Source organism: Actinoallomurus acaciae, from assembly GCF_042429965.1.
Classification (GTDB): domain Bacteria; phylum Actinomycetota; class Actinomycetes; order Streptosporangiales; family Streptosporangiaceae; genus Actinoallomurus; species Actinoallomurus acaciae.
On record NZ_JBHLZP010000178.1, the window covers coordinates 1 to 15,193 of the forward strand.

The following is a 15,193-nucleotide window of genomic DNA, read 5'->3' on the forward strand; positions in this document are numbered from 1 at the left end:
CGGAGCTCGGCCTGGTCACCGGCATCGTACGGGGCGGCTCGCCGGCCACCGGGACGGTGCGGCTGCACCTGCCCGGGGTGGGCGCCGGCTACTCACCGCTGCTGATCATCGTCGGCCTGGCCGTGCTCGTCGGCGGGATCGCGGCGCTGGCACGGGTGGTGGGGCGGCCCCGGCGTCGCGCGGTGGCCTGGGGGTGCGGGGACGGCCCGCAGACCGCCCGTACCGAGTACACCGCCACCTCCTTCGCCGAGCCGTTGCAGCGGGTGTTCGACGATGTGCTGCGTCCCGAGCACGATGTCGAGGTCAGCCATTACGCCGAGTCGGCGTACCTGGTGGAGCGGGTACGGTTCCAGCTCCGGGTGCCCGATCGGATCGAGACCTACCTCTACGTCCCGCTGCTGGCGGCAGGTCGCCGAGTGGGGCGGGCGGCTCGTCTGCTGGCGAGCGGGAGCGTGCACCGCTACCTCGCCTATGGCCTTGTCGCACTGCTGATCGTGCTGGTGGCAGGGGTGAGCGGGTGAACGGCTGGGTCGTGGCGATCGGCCAGCCCGTACTGATGGTGGTCCTGGCGCCGTTGCTGATCGGCTGGATGCGGCTGGTCCGCGCTCGCCTGGAGGGCCGGGCCGGTGCCGGGATCGGCCAGCCCTGGCGGGACGTGTGGAAGCTGGCCCGCAAGGAGCCGATCAGCCCGGCCGACGCCGGATGGTTGTTCGCCTGGGCACCACCGGTGCTGGTCGCCACCAGTCTGCTGGTCGCCGCCATCATCCCGCTGACCTCCACCACCTCGGCGGCCGGCGGCTCGGCCGACCTGATCGCCGTGGTGGGGCTGCTGATGCTCGGCACGGCCGCGCTCGCGCTGGCCGCCCTGGACACCGGCACCGCGTTCGGCGGGATGGGCGCCAGCCGGGCGATGACGATCGCCGCGCTGGTCGAACCGACGTTGCTGCTGGCCGCGTTCGCGCTGTCGGCGCGCGCCGGATCGACCAGCCTGGCCTCCATCGTGAACGCCGGTGCGCACCATCCGGAGCGGCTGGTGTCCCCGGCGAGCCTGCTGGCCGCCGCGGCACTGGCCGTCGCGGTGCTCGCCGAGACCGGCCGGATGCCGGTGGACAACCCCGCCACCCACCTGGAGCTGACCATGGTGCACGAGGCCATGGTGCTCGAATACTCCGGGCGTGACCTGGCCATGGTCGAGCTGGCCTCGGCGATGCGGCCGGCCCTCCTGCTCGGCCTGCTGGCCAACCTGTTCGCCCCGTGGGGAGTGGCCACCACCGCCGGCTGGGCCGCCCTCGCCGTCGGCGTCGCCGCGCTGGTCGGGAAGCTGTCGCTGCTCGGCGGCGTGCTCGCCGCGGGCGAGGTGCTGCTCGCCAAGGTGCGGCTGTTCCGCGTCCCCGAGCTGCTGGCCGGCTCGTTCGTACTCGCCCTGCTCGCCGTCACCGCCTCCTACGTCCTCGCCTGAGCCCCTGGGAAGGAAGCCATGACCCATCCCGCCCGCCAGGAACCGGGCCGACCACGATGACGTCCCCCTACACGCAGGTGCTGTACGCCGCGTGCGGCGTACTGGTGCTGTCGGCCATCGGCGTGGTGTGGCGACGTGAGCTGTCCGCGCTGGTCCGGCTGCTCGCCGTCCAGGGCGCGGCGCTGGCGCTGATCGCCGCCGTCCAGGCCGCTCACACCGCCGGCGCCGAACTCGCCGTGATCGCGGTCGTCGTCGCCGCCCTGAAGGCGGTCGTGCTGCCGACGGTGCTCCGCCGGGTCCTGGCCCACGATGACCAGCCTCGCGAAGCCACCCCGCTGGTGAACGTGACCGCCTCGCTGCTCGCCGCCGGAGCCCTCACCCTGGCCGCCTACGCCGCCGCCCGCCCCCTCGTCGACCTCGATCCCACCCCGGCCGGCCGCGCCGCCCCCACCGCGCTCGCCGTCGTACTGATCGCCTTCTTCGCCCTGGCCACCCGCAGGCGTGCCCTGTCGCAGATCGTGGCGGTCCTGATGGTCGACAACGGCATCGCCGCGCTCGTCTTCCTCATCGCCGCCGGCGTGCCGCTCATCGTCGAACTCGGCGTCACCGCCGACGTGCTGCTCGCCGTCCTCGTCCTGCAGGTGCTGACCGCCCGCATGCACGCGCACATCGGCGGCTCCGACCTGGACGACCTGCGGGAGCTCCAGGACTGATGGCCCTCGACCTGCTGTTGTACGCGCCGCTGGCCCTCCCCGCCGCGGCCGCCCTGGCGTGCGCGATCTTCGGGTGGCGGACCTGGACCGCCTGGGCGGGGGTGGCCACCGCCGCCGGACAGCTCGCCGCCGCGATCGCCCTCGGCCCCCACGTCGTTCACGGCACCGCCCGGACGGCCGCGGGCGGGCTGTTGCGCGCCGACGCGCTCACCGCCTTCATCTTGATCCTCGTCTCCGCCGTCGCCCTCATCGCGACCTGGGCGAGCGTGCACCATGTCGCCGCCGAACAGGCGGACGGGCGTATGAGCCCCGGCGATGCCCGCCGCTACGGAGTCCTTGTCCACGCGTTCCTGACGGCCATGGGCGCCGCCGTCCTCGCCGACAACCTCGGCCTGATGTGGGTCGCGCTGGAGGCCACCACCGTCATCACCGCGTTCCTCGTCGGGCACCGCCGCGACCGCGCCGGCCTGGAGGCCGCCTGGAAGTACGTGGTGCTGTGCTCGGTCGGCATCGCCATGGCCTTCCTGGGCACCGTGTGCGTCTACGCGACCGCGCTGCACGCCGGCGGGCACGGCACCACCGCCCTGAACTGGACCTTCCTGACCGCCCACGCGGACCGGCTCGACCCCGCCGTGATCCGGCTCGCCGCCGGCCTCGCGGTGCTCGGCTTCGGTACCAAGGCGGGCCTGGCCCCCATGCACGCCTGGCTGCCCGACGCCCACAGCCAGGCCCCCGCCCCGGTGTCCGCGCTGATGTCCGGGGTGCTGCTGTCGGTCGCGTTCACCGCCATCCTGCGTTATAAGGTCCTCACCGACGCGGTCCTCGGCCCCGGCTACATGCGAACCCTCCTGGTCGCCGCGGCCCTGGCCTCCCTCGCGATCGCCGCGCTGCTTTTGATCAGTCAGCGCGACTACAAGCGGATGCTCGCCTACTCCTCCATCGAGCACATGGGGATCGCGGCGCTCGGCGCCGCCGCCGGCACCCGCCTGGCCGCCGCCGCGCTACTGCTGCACGTCCTCGGCCACGGCCTCGCCAAGTCCGTCGCCTTCACCAGCGCCGGACAGATCCTCCACCACACCCGGACCAGCCGCATCGCCGGCGTACGCGGGCTGGCCGCCGGCAGACCGGCGCTCGCCGGCGTGTTCGGCCTCGCTGTCGCCGCTCTCGCCGGACTGCCGCCGTTCCCGCTGTTCGCCTCCGAACTCGGCATCGCCCGATCCACCGTCTCCGCCGGGCTCGGCTGGGCACTCGCGGCCGCCCTCGCCCTGCTGCTGGTCATCTTCGCGGCGCTCGCCCGCCACACCACCTCCATGCTGCTCGGCCCCGCCCCCGGCCCGAGCCCGACGGCGGCGTCCGTCCCGGCGGCCGGCGCGGTGACGCCGCTCGTCCTCGCTCTGATCGCCGCTGCCGTCCTCGGCACCGCCCTCGGCCCCCTGCAGCCACTGCTGGGCGCCGCCGCCACCATCGTGGGAGTACCCTGACATGGCACCCGGCAACAGCCCAGGCGACGACGGGCCGTACGGCATCGACGCGGTCACCGACCCGACGCTGGGCGAGCTTCCGCCGTCGCTGACCGACCGCGCCGTCGCCAGCCGTACGCACACCGAACCCGTCGAACCGGCACGGCTCCGTCAACGCGCCGCCGAACTGCTCAGGCAGGGCTACCGGCTCGCCCTGGTCTCCGCCCACCACGACACCGCCGACGCCGACGACGGCGCGGTCATCCGCGTCGTCTACCTGTTCGTCTCCGGCCCACCCGACACCCGCGTCGAACTGCACCTGCGGCTCGATCCCGACACCCCGGCGGTGCCCACCCTCGCCGGCCTGTCCTTCCCGGCCGGCCGGTTCGAACGCGAGATGCGCGACACGTACGGGGTCGTGCCGCTGGGCCATCCGCTGCCCCGCCGCCTCGTCCGGCACCCGCACTGGCCCCAGGGCTGGTATCCCATGCGCGCCGACGCCGGACCGCCTCCGTCCTTCGGCGACCCCGACACCCCCTACCCGTTCCGGCCCGTCGAGGGCCCCGGAACGTATGAGATCCCGGTCGGGCCCGTCCACGCCGGGCTGATCGAACCCGGCCACTTCCGCTTCACCGTCGTCGGCGAGACCATCCTCAAGCTCAAGGCCCGCCTGTGGTTCACCCACAAGGGCATCGAGCGGCTCTTCCACGGCCACGCCCCCGCCGGCCGGGTCGCCCTGGCCGAACGCGTCAGCGGCGACACCGCCGTCGGCCACGCCCTCGCCTACTGCCTCGCCGTCGAAGACGCCACCGGCACCCAGGTGCTCCCCGAAGCCGCCCGGATGCGGGCGATCCTGCTCGAACTCGAACGCCTCCACAACCACATCGCCGACCTCGGCGCCCTGTGCAACGACGTCGGCCATTCCATCCTCCACGCCCACGCACTGCGGATCCGCGAAACGCTGCTCCGCCTCAACCACGACACCACCGGACACCGCCTCCTGCGCGGCGGCATCATCCTCGGCGGCGCCAACCTCCGCCGGGTCCCCGACCCCGCCCGGCTCGAGGCCATCGGCGCGGACATCCGCGAACTGGTCGCCCTGGCCCTGTCCCACACCATCATCCGCGACCGCTTCACCGGCACCGCCGTCCTCACGCGCGAGCAAGCCCGCGACATCGGCACTCTCGGCTACGTCGCCCGCGCCAGCGGCCTCACCCACGACGCCAGGGTCAGCCACCCCATGACCCAGTACGGCGACGCTCTCACCATTCCCACCAGGACCGGCGGCGACGTCCTCGCCCGCTTTCTCGTCCGCGCCGACGAGATCGACGTCTCCATCAACCTCATCACCGAACTCACCAACGGGCTGAACCCCGGTTACATCACCGGCTGGCCGCCCCTGCCCCCGGCCCGGTCCACCAACACCGGAACCGGCATCGTCGAAGGCTGGCGCGGCACCATCACCCACCGCGTCGAACTCGACGACGACGGACGTGTGGCACGCGTCAAGATCGCCGACCCGTCCTTCTTCAACTGGCCCGCGCTCCCCGTCGCGCTCAACAACACGATCGTTCCCGATTTCCCTCTCACCAACAAAAGCTTCAATCTCTCCTACGCCGGCAACGACCTCTGACGGGAAAGGAAATCGTGTCACAAAGAGAATCTCGGGACGAGAAGTTCATGGAACGCGTGGCCAAGCGTCAGGCCAAGCTCGGCCCCATGAAGGAGGGCAAGGTCTTCGAGCACGGGCCCGCGAAATTCCTCTTCATCTTCGTGCTCGGGTTTGTGATCATCACCCATCTCGTCATCCTCGTGGTCATGATGCGGAGCGGCCTGCACTGAGCCACGCCGGTCATCGGGTGCGACCTGGGCGGGTGAACGCCGGGCCGCGCAGGTCGCGCAGCGCGGCGGAACCCCTGAGCACCTCGGCGACCACCCGCCGTGCGCCCTCCGGGGTGTAGTGGACGCTGTCGGTGCGAAGCCGTACGCCGCCGACCGCCTGCGGGCAGGGTGCGCCGTCCGGGCAGATCAGCGGCGCCGGGTCCACCACGCTCACCCGGCCGGTGTGGCGTGCGGCCCACGAGCGGAACAGCTCCCGCTGCCGGTCGACGGGGAACGCGGCCGGGTAGCCCGGCGGCCAGCCCGCCCACCAGGTCGGCAGCACGAGCACCACGCTCGCGCCGGTGAGCCGGGCGAGCAGACGGTCCCAGGCGGCGAACACCAGCCGCCGCCACTCCTCACGGCCGGCGGGTACGGTCCGGTCGCCGTCCTTGATGTCGGACCATTCCATGACGTCGGACCAGACGACGACCTTCGGGGCGTATCGAGCGACCAGCTCGCGCTGCGCCTCCCGTGCGTCCTCGCCACAGCGCCGGTGGCTCTGGAAGTACACCGGGCTCTGGTACGTGAACATCAGGTCGGTCGGCTGGCAGCCGCCGACGGTCGCGATCGCCACGGCGATGTCGCGGCGGCCCAGCTCGGGCGCCAGCGCGAAGGCGAGCTGGCTGCCGGTCGAGTCGCCGATCACACCGACGAACGGCGTGCCCGCGCTCTGCTCCGGTGAGCGCAGAACCCACACGCGGCGGGCGGGAGCCCGGCCCGTCGGCGGCGGAGCCGGGACGCCGCCCAGCGCGACGCTCAAAACGAGACACCCGTGCGGCAGCATCCGGTTCCGTATCACGCCGACACCATAAACGAAAAGCCCTTTCCCGCGGCTTCGCAGGCCTCGAATGAACGGCAATTATGGTGTGCTGGGGCGGAAATATGCGTGTATCGAAATCAGTCCTCGATGTGCGCGATCGTGAAAGGTGAGCGCGACTGTCCCTCGGCCGCCTCAGCCTGCCTTGGGGGTGGCGCGGGCGATGATGGAGTCGAGGGCGAGGCCGGAGGGGAGGGTGCCGAACGCGGTGCCCCAGTCGCGGTCGAGGCGGGAGGCGCAGAACGCGTCGGCGACCGCCGGGTGCCCGTGCCGGACGAGCAGGGATCCCTGGAGTACGAGCGCGAGTTGCTCGACGACGCGGCGGGCGCGCAGTTCGATCGTGGCCGTGTCGGTCAGCGCGTCCTTCACCCGCGTGACCGCCGCGTCCAGGCGCCGGTCCGCTCCCGTCGCCGCGCCGACCTCGGTGAAGTACGCCTCCACGGCCTCGGGCTCCTTCAGCATGGCCCGCAGCACGTCGAGCGCGGCGACGTTCCCGCTGCCCTCCCAGATCGAGTTGAGCGGGGATTCGCGGAACAGCCGCGGCATGCCCGACTCCTCCACGTAGCCGTTGCCGCCCAGGCATTCCAGGGCCTCGGCGCTGTGCGCGGGCCAGCGCTTGGTCACCCAGTACTTGCCGGCCGCCAGGGCGAGACGCTTGAAGGCCGACTCGCCACGGTCCGTCGCGCCGGCCAGCCGCAGCATCAGCACCGTCGCGGCCTCGGACTCGACGGCCAGGTCGGCCACGACGTTGCGCATCAGGGGCTGGTCGATCAGGGCGCTGCCGAACGCCTGCCGGTGCGCGGCGTGGTGCGCGGCCTGGACCAGGCCCTGGCGCATGCCGGAGGCGGCGCCGATGACGCAGTCGAGCCGCGTCATGTTGACCATCTCGATGATGGTGCGCACGCCCCGGCCCTCGTCGCCGACGCGCCAGGCGACGGCGCGTTCGTACTCCACCTCGGCCGAGGCGTTCGAGTGGTTGCCGAGCTTGTCCTTCAGGCGCTGCAGGCGCATCGGGTTGAGCGTGCCGTCGGGCAGCACGCGGGGGAGCAGGAAGCAGGTCAGGCCCTCCGGCGCCTGGGCCAGCACGAGGAAGACGTCGCACATCGGCGCGCTGGTGAACCACTTGTGCCCGGTCAGCAGGTACGTCCCGTCGGCCTGCGGAACCGCGCGGGTCGTGTTGGCGCGGACGTCCGAGCCGCCCTGCTTCTCCGTCATCGACATCCCGGCGAGGATCCCGGCCTTGGTCAGCGGCGGGCGCAGGCCGAAGTCGTACGTGCCGGAGGTCAGCAGCGGTTCGTACTCACGGGCGAGTTCGGGCTCCTGGCGCAGCGCGGGCACCGCGGCGTACGTCATCGAGATCGGGCAGCCGTGCCCGGCGTCGACCCGCCACACGTAGAACCTGGCGGCGCGGGCCACGTGCGCGCCGGCGCGCTCGGTCCACGCGCGGGCGTGCAGGCCGTGCCCGACCGCGACCTTCATCAGCTCGTGCCAGGCGGGGTGGAACTCCACCTCGTCGACGCGGTGGCCGTACCGGTCGTGGGTGCGCAGCACCGGGCGGTGCTCATTGGCGAGCCGGCCCCACTCCTGCGCCTCCTCGGTGCCGGCCAGCCGGCCGAGCTCGTGGATCTCCTCGGCCGCCCAGCCTCCGCCCTCGCGGAACAGCCCGTCCAGCAGGGCCGGGTCGTCGGCCACGTCGTAGCCGATCAGCGGCGGGACCTGGTTGAACACGTCATGCGTCGTCATGGACCGCTCCGATGCTGCGCTGGACGAAGGTGATGAGGTGAGCCGTGCCGCCGGAGACGTCCGGGACCGGTGCGGCGACGGAGGCGTCCGTGACGGCGGCGCGCGCCGCCAGCGGGCCGACGAGGGCTTCGCCGATGGCCCCGACGAGCGCCGCCGCGCTCACCTGGACGTCCTGGTCGGGCAACTCGCCGGTGGCGACGCCGCGGGTGCTGGGCACGACGATCGCGTCGGCGAACGCGCGCCGGGACACGAGCCGTTCACCGTCGACGGCCGGGTCGGCGGGCTCGGCGAGCAGCGCGTACGCCATCCGCGGGGCCCGAAGGGCGCGGCTCGCGAAGGTCTCGACCACCGCGGCGATCGCCTGGGCGGCGGTTCTCTCCAGGGCCACCGCCCGTGCGACGGCGTCCACCTCGCGCTGGGACGCCGTGCGGAACACCTCCGCGACCAGGTCGGCCTTTGCCGGGAAGTGGCGGTAGACGCTGCCGGTCGCGACGCCGGCCCGGCGGGCCACGGCGGCCACCGAACACCCGGCGTACCCGCGCTCGGCGACGATCGCCAGCGCCGCGGACAGGATGCGTTCACGCGACGCGCTCAGGCGCGCCTCGACGCGGGGCGTGCGGCGGTACGGCATACAAGGATTGAACCCTAGTTCACTTCTTTGGCGCAACCACGTACCGCGAAAATGGTCCGGGGCCCCTCGGGAAGAGGGGCCCCGAACGCCCCCAGGGGGATGGGGGCGGGAGAGGGCTATTTCTCGATGGCTCCGGTCGCCATGTCGTAGCCGGTGCCCGAGTGGCGGTAGACGGGGCCGTCCCCCAGCTGCAGCACCTGGAACTTGATCGGGAGCGAGTTGGACCGGGTGCCGGTGAGGTACTGCATCATCTCCTCGGACAGGTCGATGATGGCCGGCGGGTTGTGCTGGGCGACCGCCCACTCGGCCGGGCCGAAGTCCTCGACCACGCCGATGGCGCTCTTCTTGCCGACGGTGATCTTCACCTTGGTGCCGAGCGGCCAGTACGGGCTGGCGATCGTGTGGTACGACATCGGCTTGCCGGACGCGGTCTGCGCGTCCCAGAACGACGTGCCGGTGGAGACACCGCCCGGCAGGGCGGCCTTCTTCGAGGGCAGTTGCCGGGGCAGCTTGACCGTGTGGCTCTCGGTTCCGGGCCCCGTCAGGCCCGAGTCGCCGTCCTGCGTCACCTGCACGCTGTTCGTACGGGCGATGGGGGACGAGGCGGTGGGGTGGGTGAGCGCGATGGACACGCCCGCGCCGGCCACGACGACGCCGGTCGCCACCGAGGCGATCGTCTTGGTGGAGAAACGATCCAGGGACTGCTTGGCGATTTTGAACATGGGGGATGGCCTCTCAGCACAGGGGGAAACGGGGACGATGTGCAGGGCGGACCGCCCCGGCCGGCCGTGCGGCCGGGGCGGGAGAGGGCTTAGGCGTCGCTGGAGCCGTATTCGGGGTAGCCGTAACCGACGACCAGTGACTTGTCGCGCGTGCGAACCTTCACGGAGTTGTCGGTGTTGCCCTCGATGGTCTGGATGGTGCCGTCGTTGTTGTCCTTGATGACCATGCCGACGTGGTCGATGGCATCGATCGACTTGCTCCCGCTCCAGGAGAAGAAGACGACGGAGCCGGGCGTCGCGTTGTCGCCCCAGCGGCCCTGGTCCTTGAACCACTGGGCGTGGGTACGGGTGAACGCGTCCGCGCCCATTCCCTTCACTCCGAGCTGGGCGCCGACCCAGGACACGAACATGTCGCACCAGTTCGCGTTGGCGTAGTCGGAGACCTTGCCGCCGTCGCGCTGGACGCCGCGCTCGGCCCACGGGGAGGAGACGAACCACTTCTGGAACTTGGTGCCGCCGCCGGAGGAGTCCTCGCTGACGCCCACCTGGGCCTCGGCGAGCTTCAGCGCGTCGCCCGCGGTGGGCAGCCACTCGCGCTTCTTGGCGTTGACATTGTCGGCGCTCTTGCCGAGCGCGGCCGGGGCGTGCGGCTCCTTGGGGGCCGTGGCGCGGTGAGGCAGGGCCGCCAGCGCTCCGGCCGAGGTCGCGTCGACCTTCTCGGAGGATCCGGCCGGGGCCGCCGCGATCAGGCTGATCGCGGTCGCGCCGACCGCCGTTGCGGCGGCGAGGGAGCCGCCGAGTTTGGTGTTACGCAGCAGACGGCATGACTTCTTGTGTCGACCTGACACGTTTGAGCACTCCTTTGCTTCCATGCCGCTTACCGGGTTAGCTGACGGGTTCGGGCCTGGAAGCTGCCCTACGGCGCAAGGGGATGCGCCGATTCACCCCAGTGGTGCGGTGGGTCCCCGGTTCCGCGAAGTGCGGATTCAGCGGGAGCCGTCTGAGGGGACGGCTCGAAGAACAGGGGGTCGGGCCGCGTGTGCGGCCGCTTCATTCAGGTCTAGGGGATCTTGTCGTCCATTCGTCCGGTGCACTTTCACTTCCCGGCGCCTGCCGACAGCCCCAAGGGCTCGGGCGGGAAGTCACCCTGCGGGCACACTGGTGGCGTGCCACATGCCCTGTGAGGGACACGAGGGGTCCGGTTCCGTCGCTTCGCGGCGGATGCGGCGCGTTTGCCGAACCGGCATCGGGGCGGATCCATGTGGGGGGATCGCGGGGATGCGCGGAGCGGCGCGATCGTGACTATGAACCGTCGCGGTCCGAAAGGGGGGCCCCTCTCACGCGTTGTCGCGTGCCGCACGCCGTGGTGCTGGTGGGCAGGCCCTGGCCGGCGGAGATGTTACGGACGGCGCATGGGGGGCGCCGCCGGTCAACCGAACATAGCAAACATATTTCGGGCCGTAAAGGGTGAATATGGACATCCACCGCCTCTGACCTGCGAGAAGATCACATGGGCGGCCTGTCAACCCCCGAAACCCTTACGAAATAAGGGTTTTCAGCCGACGGCGGCTTGATCACCGAGCGTGATGATCTCGGTGTAGCGCTGCCCGATGATCTCGGCCAGCTCGGGTGCGGCGCCCAGCGCCGCCGACACCGCCATCGCCCCCGCCGCGAGCGACTCGTCGCGGACCTTGTCGGCGAAGTGGCCGGGGGCGAGGAAATAGGAGGCGACCGCGACCCGTGGGGCCCCGGCGTCCAAAAGCCCGCGTACGGCCTCGGCCGGCGTGGGGCGCGCGGCGGAGGCGTAGGCGGGGACGACGCGCCGCCATCCGCGCCAGCCACGGGCCATCCGGCCGATCGTCGCGTTGGCCGCCGGGTCGCTCGACCCTGCGGCGGCCAGCACCAGGGCCGTGTCCGGGTCGGGCGTCACACCGGCCTCGGCCAGCCTCCGCTCCAGGGCCGCGATCATCAGCGGGTGCGGCCCGAGCGTCGCGCCGTACCGCAGGAGCATCCGCGGGTGGTGCCGGCGCACCTCGGTCAGCGCGCCGGGGATGTCGGTCTTGCTGTGGTACGCGGAGGTCAGCAGGAGGGGGAGGACGACGGCCTCCCCGGAGCCGTCGGCGTCGGCGAGCGCGCCGAGCGCCTGGCCGGGCGTCGGGGGCGCGTGGTCGAGGTAGGACGTCACGACCCGCAGCCCGGACCGGCGGCGTACGAGGTCGAGCAGGTCCTCGACCGTCGCCGCCGCACGCGGGTCCCGGCTGCCGTGCGCCACCGCCACCAGGGGCGGTGGAGGTGCGCAGCTGATCAGAGGTTGATGCCGCATTCGGACTTTCCGGTGCCGGCCCACCGGCCGCTGCGCGGATCGTCGCCGGGCGCGACCCGCTGGGTGCACGGCTCGCAGCCGATGGAGGGGTAGCCGTCGTACTGCAGCGGGTTGACGAGGATGCCGTTCTCGTCGATGTAGGCGCCGAGCTGCTCGTGCGTCCACCGGGCGAGCGGGTTGACCTTGACCTTCCCGCGCGCGGCGTTCCACTCCACGACCCTGGCGCCGCGCCGGTGCGAGGTCTCCTCCCGGCGGATCCCGGTGATCCATGCGAGGTACGGCTCCAGGGCGCGGTTCAGCGGCTCGACCTTGCGCAGGTGGCAGCACAGGTCCGGGGTCCGGCCGTAGAGCCGGGGGCCCAGGTCGCGCTCCTGCTCGGCGACCGTACGCGAGGATGTGACGTTCACCACATTGACCGGGTAGACCGCCTCGACGGCGTCACGGGTGCCGATCGTCTCGGCGAAGTGGTAGCCCGTGTCGACGAAGAGCACGTCGATGCCCGGCCGGATCTTGGCGGCGATGTCCACCAGCACGGCGTCCTTCATCGAGGACGTCACGCAGATCCGGTCGCCGAAAGTGGCGATCGCCCAGCGGATGATCTCCTCGGCCGGGGCCTCTTCGAGGGCGTCGGCGGCCGACTCGACGATGTCGGTGAGGTCGAGCGCGGCGGTCGGGCGTTCGAAGGTGAGGGTCATCTCGCGCCCCCTCTCGGCTCGGCGGGGACGGCGGCGCTGAGCGCGCCGGTGCCGATGAACCGCAGCCGGAACGCGCGGGTGCAGGCGCGGCAGTGCCACCCGCCGTCGCTCTCGTACGGCTCCAGGTCCTCGTCGCCGCAGTAGGGGCAGTAGAAGGGGACCGCTCGCTCGCTCATGAGCCCTCCTCCGTCGGGGAGGCGGCCGGGCGCACGGTGTTCTCGGTTCGCTCACTCCGTTCGCTCACGTCAGGTCCTCCTGTTCCGCCCGCTGGACCCAGTCGGCGAACGCCTCGCCGTCGCCGCGCTGTGCCTGGTACCGGCGCAGGACCCGCTCGACGTAGTCGGGCAGCCCGTCGGCGGTGGTCTTGAGCCCGCGGACCTTCTTGCCGAAGGCGCCGCCGACCGACCCGCCGAGATGGATCTGGTAGCCCTCCACCTGGTTGCCGTCGGCGTCGGTGACCAGCTGGCCCTTCAGCCCGATGTCGGCGACCTGGATCCGCGCGCAGGAGTTCGGGCAGCCGTTGATGTTGATGGTCAGCGGCTCGTCGAAGTCCGGCAGGCGCTTCTCCAGCTCGCCGATGAGGTCCATGCCGCGCTGCTTGGTCTCGACGATCGCGAGCTTGCAGTACTCGATGCCGGTGCAGGCCATCGTCTGCCGCCGGAAGGTCGAGGGCCGCACCTGGAGGTCGTGGGCCTCCAGCTCGGCGGTGAGGTCCGCGGTGCGTTCCCCGGGGACGTCGAGGATGACCATCTTCTGCTCGGTCGTCGTGCACACCTGGCCCGAGCCGTACTCCGCGGCCAGGTCGGCGATCACGTGCAGCAGGTCGCCGTTGACCCGGCCCACGCGCGGCGCGAACCCGACGTAGTAGTTGCCGTCGCGCTGAGGGTGGACGCCGACGTGGTCCCGGCGGGCGTCACGGGGTGCGCCCGGCGCCGGCCCGTCGGGCAGCGTGTAGCCGAGGTACTCCTTCTCCAGCACCTCGCGGAAGCGCTCGGGACCCCAGTCGTTCATCAGGAACTTGAGCCGGGCGCGGCTCCGCAGCCGCCGGTAGCCGTAGTCGCGGAAGATCCCGGCGACCCCGGCCCAGACCTCGTGCGCCTGGTCGGGGCGGACGAAGGCGCCGAGGCGCTTGGCGAACATCGGGTTGGTGGACAGCCCGCCGCCGACCCAGACGTCGTAGCCCGTCTCGCCCTGGTCGTTCACCACGCCGACGAACGCGATGTCGTTGATCTCGTGGACGGTGCACTGCGCCGTGCAGCCGGACAGCGCCGTCTTGAACTTGCGCGGCAGGTTGGAGAAGTCCGGGCTGCCGATGTAGCGGTCGTGGATCTCGTGGAGCTGCGGCGTGGCGTCGATCACCTCGTCGGCGTCGATCCCGGCGAGCGGGCAGCCGAGGATCACGCGCGGGGTGTCGCCGCAGGCCTCCGTCGTGGACAGGCCGACGGACTCCAGCGTCTCCCAGATCGCCGGCACCGACTCGATCTCCACCCAGTGCAGCTGGATGTTCTGGCGGTCGGTCAGGTCGGCGGTGCCGCGCGCGTACTTGCTCGACACGTCGGCGATCGCACGCAGCTGGTCGGCGTGCAGCCGGCCGCCGTCGATGCGGACGCGCAGCATGAAGTAGCGGTCGTCGAGCTCCTCGTCCTCCAGGACGGCGGTCCTGCCGCCGTCGATCCCCGGTCGCCGCTGCGTGTAGAGCCCGTACCAGCGGAACCGTCCGCGCAGGTCGGCCGGGTCGATCGAGTCGAAGCCGGCCTTGGAGTAGACGCCCAGGATCCGGTCGCGGACGTTCAGGCCGTCGTCGTTCTTCTTGTTCTCTTCGTTCTTGTTGAGCGGTTCGCGGTAACCGAGGGCCCACTGACCCTCGCCTCGCCTCCGCTGACGGGGTGGCATCGTGCGCGTCCTCCGTGGTGGGTGGTGGACGCGGAGCACACCGGCAGGCTCGCTGCTGGCTCTACGCTGAGCTTAAGGAAATCCGACACCGGCATACCGCGCGCCCATGAGGCAGTGGCGGTTGATCAGTGTCAACGACAGATGGCGCTGCCCACGCGGAGAAAGTCGACGTGCCGGCGCATCACCAGCAACGGGTTCGCAGCAGCCATACACCGATGATGACATGCCGTTCGATGGGTGTCCAACCTTGTCCGATATGCGGAACAGCGTCCCATCTCGGCGGGGTTGGCGGCGATTCTTGACCCCTCAGCCCTGGCGGAGCCAGTTGACCGGCGGCTCGGAGCCGTCACGCTCGGTGTCCGGCTCGTCCCTCTCGTCCGGGGGCTGGTGCTGGCAGTCGCACCAGGTGCCGCCGCGGCACTCCTCGTGCCGCCGGTCGCGGCACGCTTCACAGACCATGTCCTCCATGTTCGCAGGTTTCATACCGAACGGCATTCTGTACGCTGGCGTGATGGCTGTGGCGATGGAGGAGCTGATCCGTGACCTGAGCGCCGAGACGGCCGACCTCGACCGGCTCCTCGGCCCGGACGTGTGGGACGTCCCGACCCCGGCGGAGCGCTGGGCGGTACGCGACCAGATCGCCCATCTGGCGTGGTTCGACGACGCGGCGGTGCGCGCGGTCACCACGCCGGAGGCGTTCCGCGCCGAGGCGCGTGCGGCCCTGGACACCGGCCTGGACGCCGACGCGCTCGCTGCGGAGCGGCGGTCGATGCCCGGGGAGGACCTCCTCGCCTGGTTCCGCGCCGCCCGCGCCGGCCTGACCGAGACGCTCGCCGCCGCCGACCCGAAGACGCGG

The 15,193-nt window shown here is 71.7% G+C and carries 16 protein-coding genes, 1 pseudogene and 1 riboswitch; of the genes and pseudogenes, 7 read left to right on the forward strand and 10 right to left on the reverse strand.

What is annotated here, in order from left to right; translation table 11 throughout:
• From ACFFNX_RS23220 to ACFFNX_RS23245, 6 genes and pseudogenes are all read left to right on the forward strand, one after another.
• Positions 1-521, forward strand: a pseudogene (locus tag ACFFNX_RS23220) (proton-conducting transporter transmembrane domain-containing protein); the annotation flags it as partial.
• Entirely contained in the window at positions 518-1,459 is a 942-nt protein-coding gene (locus tag ACFFNX_RS23225) for a respiratory chain complex I subunit 1 family protein (protein WP_378205937.1), read from the forward strand. The pseudogene ACFFNX_RS23220 and the gene ACFFNX_RS23225, both read left to right, overlap by 4 nt.
• Before the next feature lie 56 nt (positions 1,460-1,515).
• The gene (locus ACFFNX_RS23230) at positions 1,516-2,172 is read left to right on the forward strand and encodes a hypothetical protein (RefSeq protein ID WP_378205940.1); all 657 of its coding nucleotides are present in this window, start codon (positions 1,516-1,518) and stop codon (positions 2,170-2,172) included.
• Complete coding sequence (locus ACFFNX_RS23235) at positions 2,172-3,653, forward strand: proton-conducting transporter transmembrane domain-containing protein (RefSeq protein ID WP_378205943.1); 1,482 nt, start codon at positions 2,172-2,174, stop codon at positions 3,651-3,653. The genes ACFFNX_RS23230 and ACFFNX_RS23235 overlap by 1 nt, the downstream gene beginning before the upstream one ends.
• 1 nt (position 3,654) lies before the next feature.
• Positions 3,655-5,265: a hydrogenase large subunit gene (locus ACFFNX_RS23240; RefSeq protein WP_378205946.1), complete on the forward strand. Its 1,611-nt coding sequence runs from the start codon at positions 3,655-3,657 to the stop codon at positions 5,263-5,265.
• A 47-nt stretch (positions 5,266-5,312) separates the two neighbouring features.
• Positions 5,313-5,474 carry a hypothetical protein gene (locus tag ACFFNX_RS23245; protein ID WP_378205949.1) on the forward strand — a complete coding sequence of 54 codons (162 nt, stop codon included), beginning with the start codon at positions 5,313-5,315 and terminating at the stop codon, positions 5,472-5,474.
• A 10-nt stretch (positions 5,475-5,484) separates the two neighbouring features.
• Here ACFFNX_RS23245 and ACFFNX_RS23250 read toward each other — a convergent pair whose 3' ends face one another.
• The 10 genes from ACFFNX_RS23250 to ACFFNX_RS23295 form a co-directional block, all read right to left on the reverse strand.
• The gene (locus ACFFNX_RS23250; protein WP_378205952.1) at positions 5,485-6,312 is read right to left on the reverse strand and encodes an SGNH hydrolase domain-containing protein; all 828 of its coding nucleotides are present in this window, start codon (positions 6,310-6,312) and stop codon (positions 5,485-5,487) included.
• Positions 6,313-6,465: 153 nt separating this feature from the next.
• A complete protein-coding gene (locus ACFFNX_RS23255) occupies positions 6,466-8,073 on the reverse strand; it encodes an acyl-CoA dehydrogenase family protein (protein WP_378205955.1) in 1,608 nt (535 codons plus the stop codon).
• Positions 8,060-8,704, reverse strand: coding sequence for a TetR/AcrR family transcriptional regulator (locus tag ACFFNX_RS23260; RefSeq protein ID WP_378205958.1), 645 nt, complete (start codon positions 8,702-8,704; stop codon positions 8,060-8,062). Before ACFFNX_RS23260 ends, ACFFNX_RS23255 begins: the two co-directional genes overlap by 14 nt.
• A 116-nt stretch (positions 8,705-8,820) precedes the next feature.
• On the reverse strand, positions 8,821-9,426 hold the full coding sequence (locus ACFFNX_RS23265; protein WP_378205961.1) for an RlpA-like double-psi beta-barrel domain-containing protein: 606 nt from the start codon (positions 9,424-9,426) through the stop codon (positions 8,821-8,823).
• Between the two features lie 89 nt (positions 9,427-9,515).
• Positions 9,516-10,274 (reverse strand): CHAP domain-containing protein, encoded by a 759-nt coding sequence (locus tag ACFFNX_RS23270; RefSeq protein ID WP_378205964.1) that lies wholly within the window; start codon positions 10,272-10,274, stop codon positions 9,516-9,518.
• An 11-nt stretch (positions 10,275-10,285) separates the two neighbouring features.
• Positions 10,286-10,428: riboswitch (cyclic di-AMP (ydaO/yuaA leader) on the reverse strand.
• Between the two features lie 553 nt (positions 10,429-10,981).
• Positions 10,982-11,749 (reverse strand): sirohydrochlorin chelatase, encoded by a 768-nt coding sequence (locus ACFFNX_RS23275; protein ID WP_378205967.1) that lies wholly within the window; start codon positions 11,747-11,749, stop codon positions 10,982-10,984.
• Complete coding sequence (locus ACFFNX_RS23280; protein WP_378205970.1) at positions 11,731-12,444, reverse strand: phosphoadenylyl-sulfate reductase; 714 nt, start codon at positions 12,442-12,444, stop codon at positions 11,731-11,733. The genes ACFFNX_RS23275 and ACFFNX_RS23280 overlap by 19 nt, the downstream gene beginning before the upstream one ends.
• Positions 12,441-12,620, reverse strand: coding sequence for an Insertion element protein (locus tag ACFFNX_RS23285; protein ID WP_378205973.1), 180 nt, complete (start codon positions 12,618-12,620; stop codon positions 12,441-12,443). The genes ACFFNX_RS23280 and ACFFNX_RS23285 overlap by 4 nt, the downstream gene beginning before the upstream one ends.
• Positions 12,621-12,684: 64 nt before the next feature.
• A complete protein-coding gene (locus tag ACFFNX_RS23290) occupies positions 12,685-14,337 on the reverse strand; it encodes a nitrite/sulfite reductase (protein WP_378205976.1) in 1,653 nt (550 codons plus the stop codon).
• A 306-nt stretch (positions 14,338-14,643) separates the two neighbouring features.
• Positions 14,644-14,796, reverse strand: a complete 153-nt coding sequence (locus ACFFNX_RS23295; protein WP_378205979.1) for a hypothetical protein — start codon at positions 14,794-14,796, stop codon at positions 14,644-14,646.
• A 52-nt stretch (positions 14,797-14,848) separates the two neighbouring features.
• On the opposite strand from ACFFNX_RS23295, the gene ACFFNX_RS23300 reads away from it, so the two are divergent.
• The coding region (locus ACFFNX_RS23300) for a maleylpyruvate isomerase N-terminal domain-containing protein (RefSeq protein ID WP_378205982.1) at positions 14,849-15,193 on the forward strand (345 nt) is incomplete at its 3' end.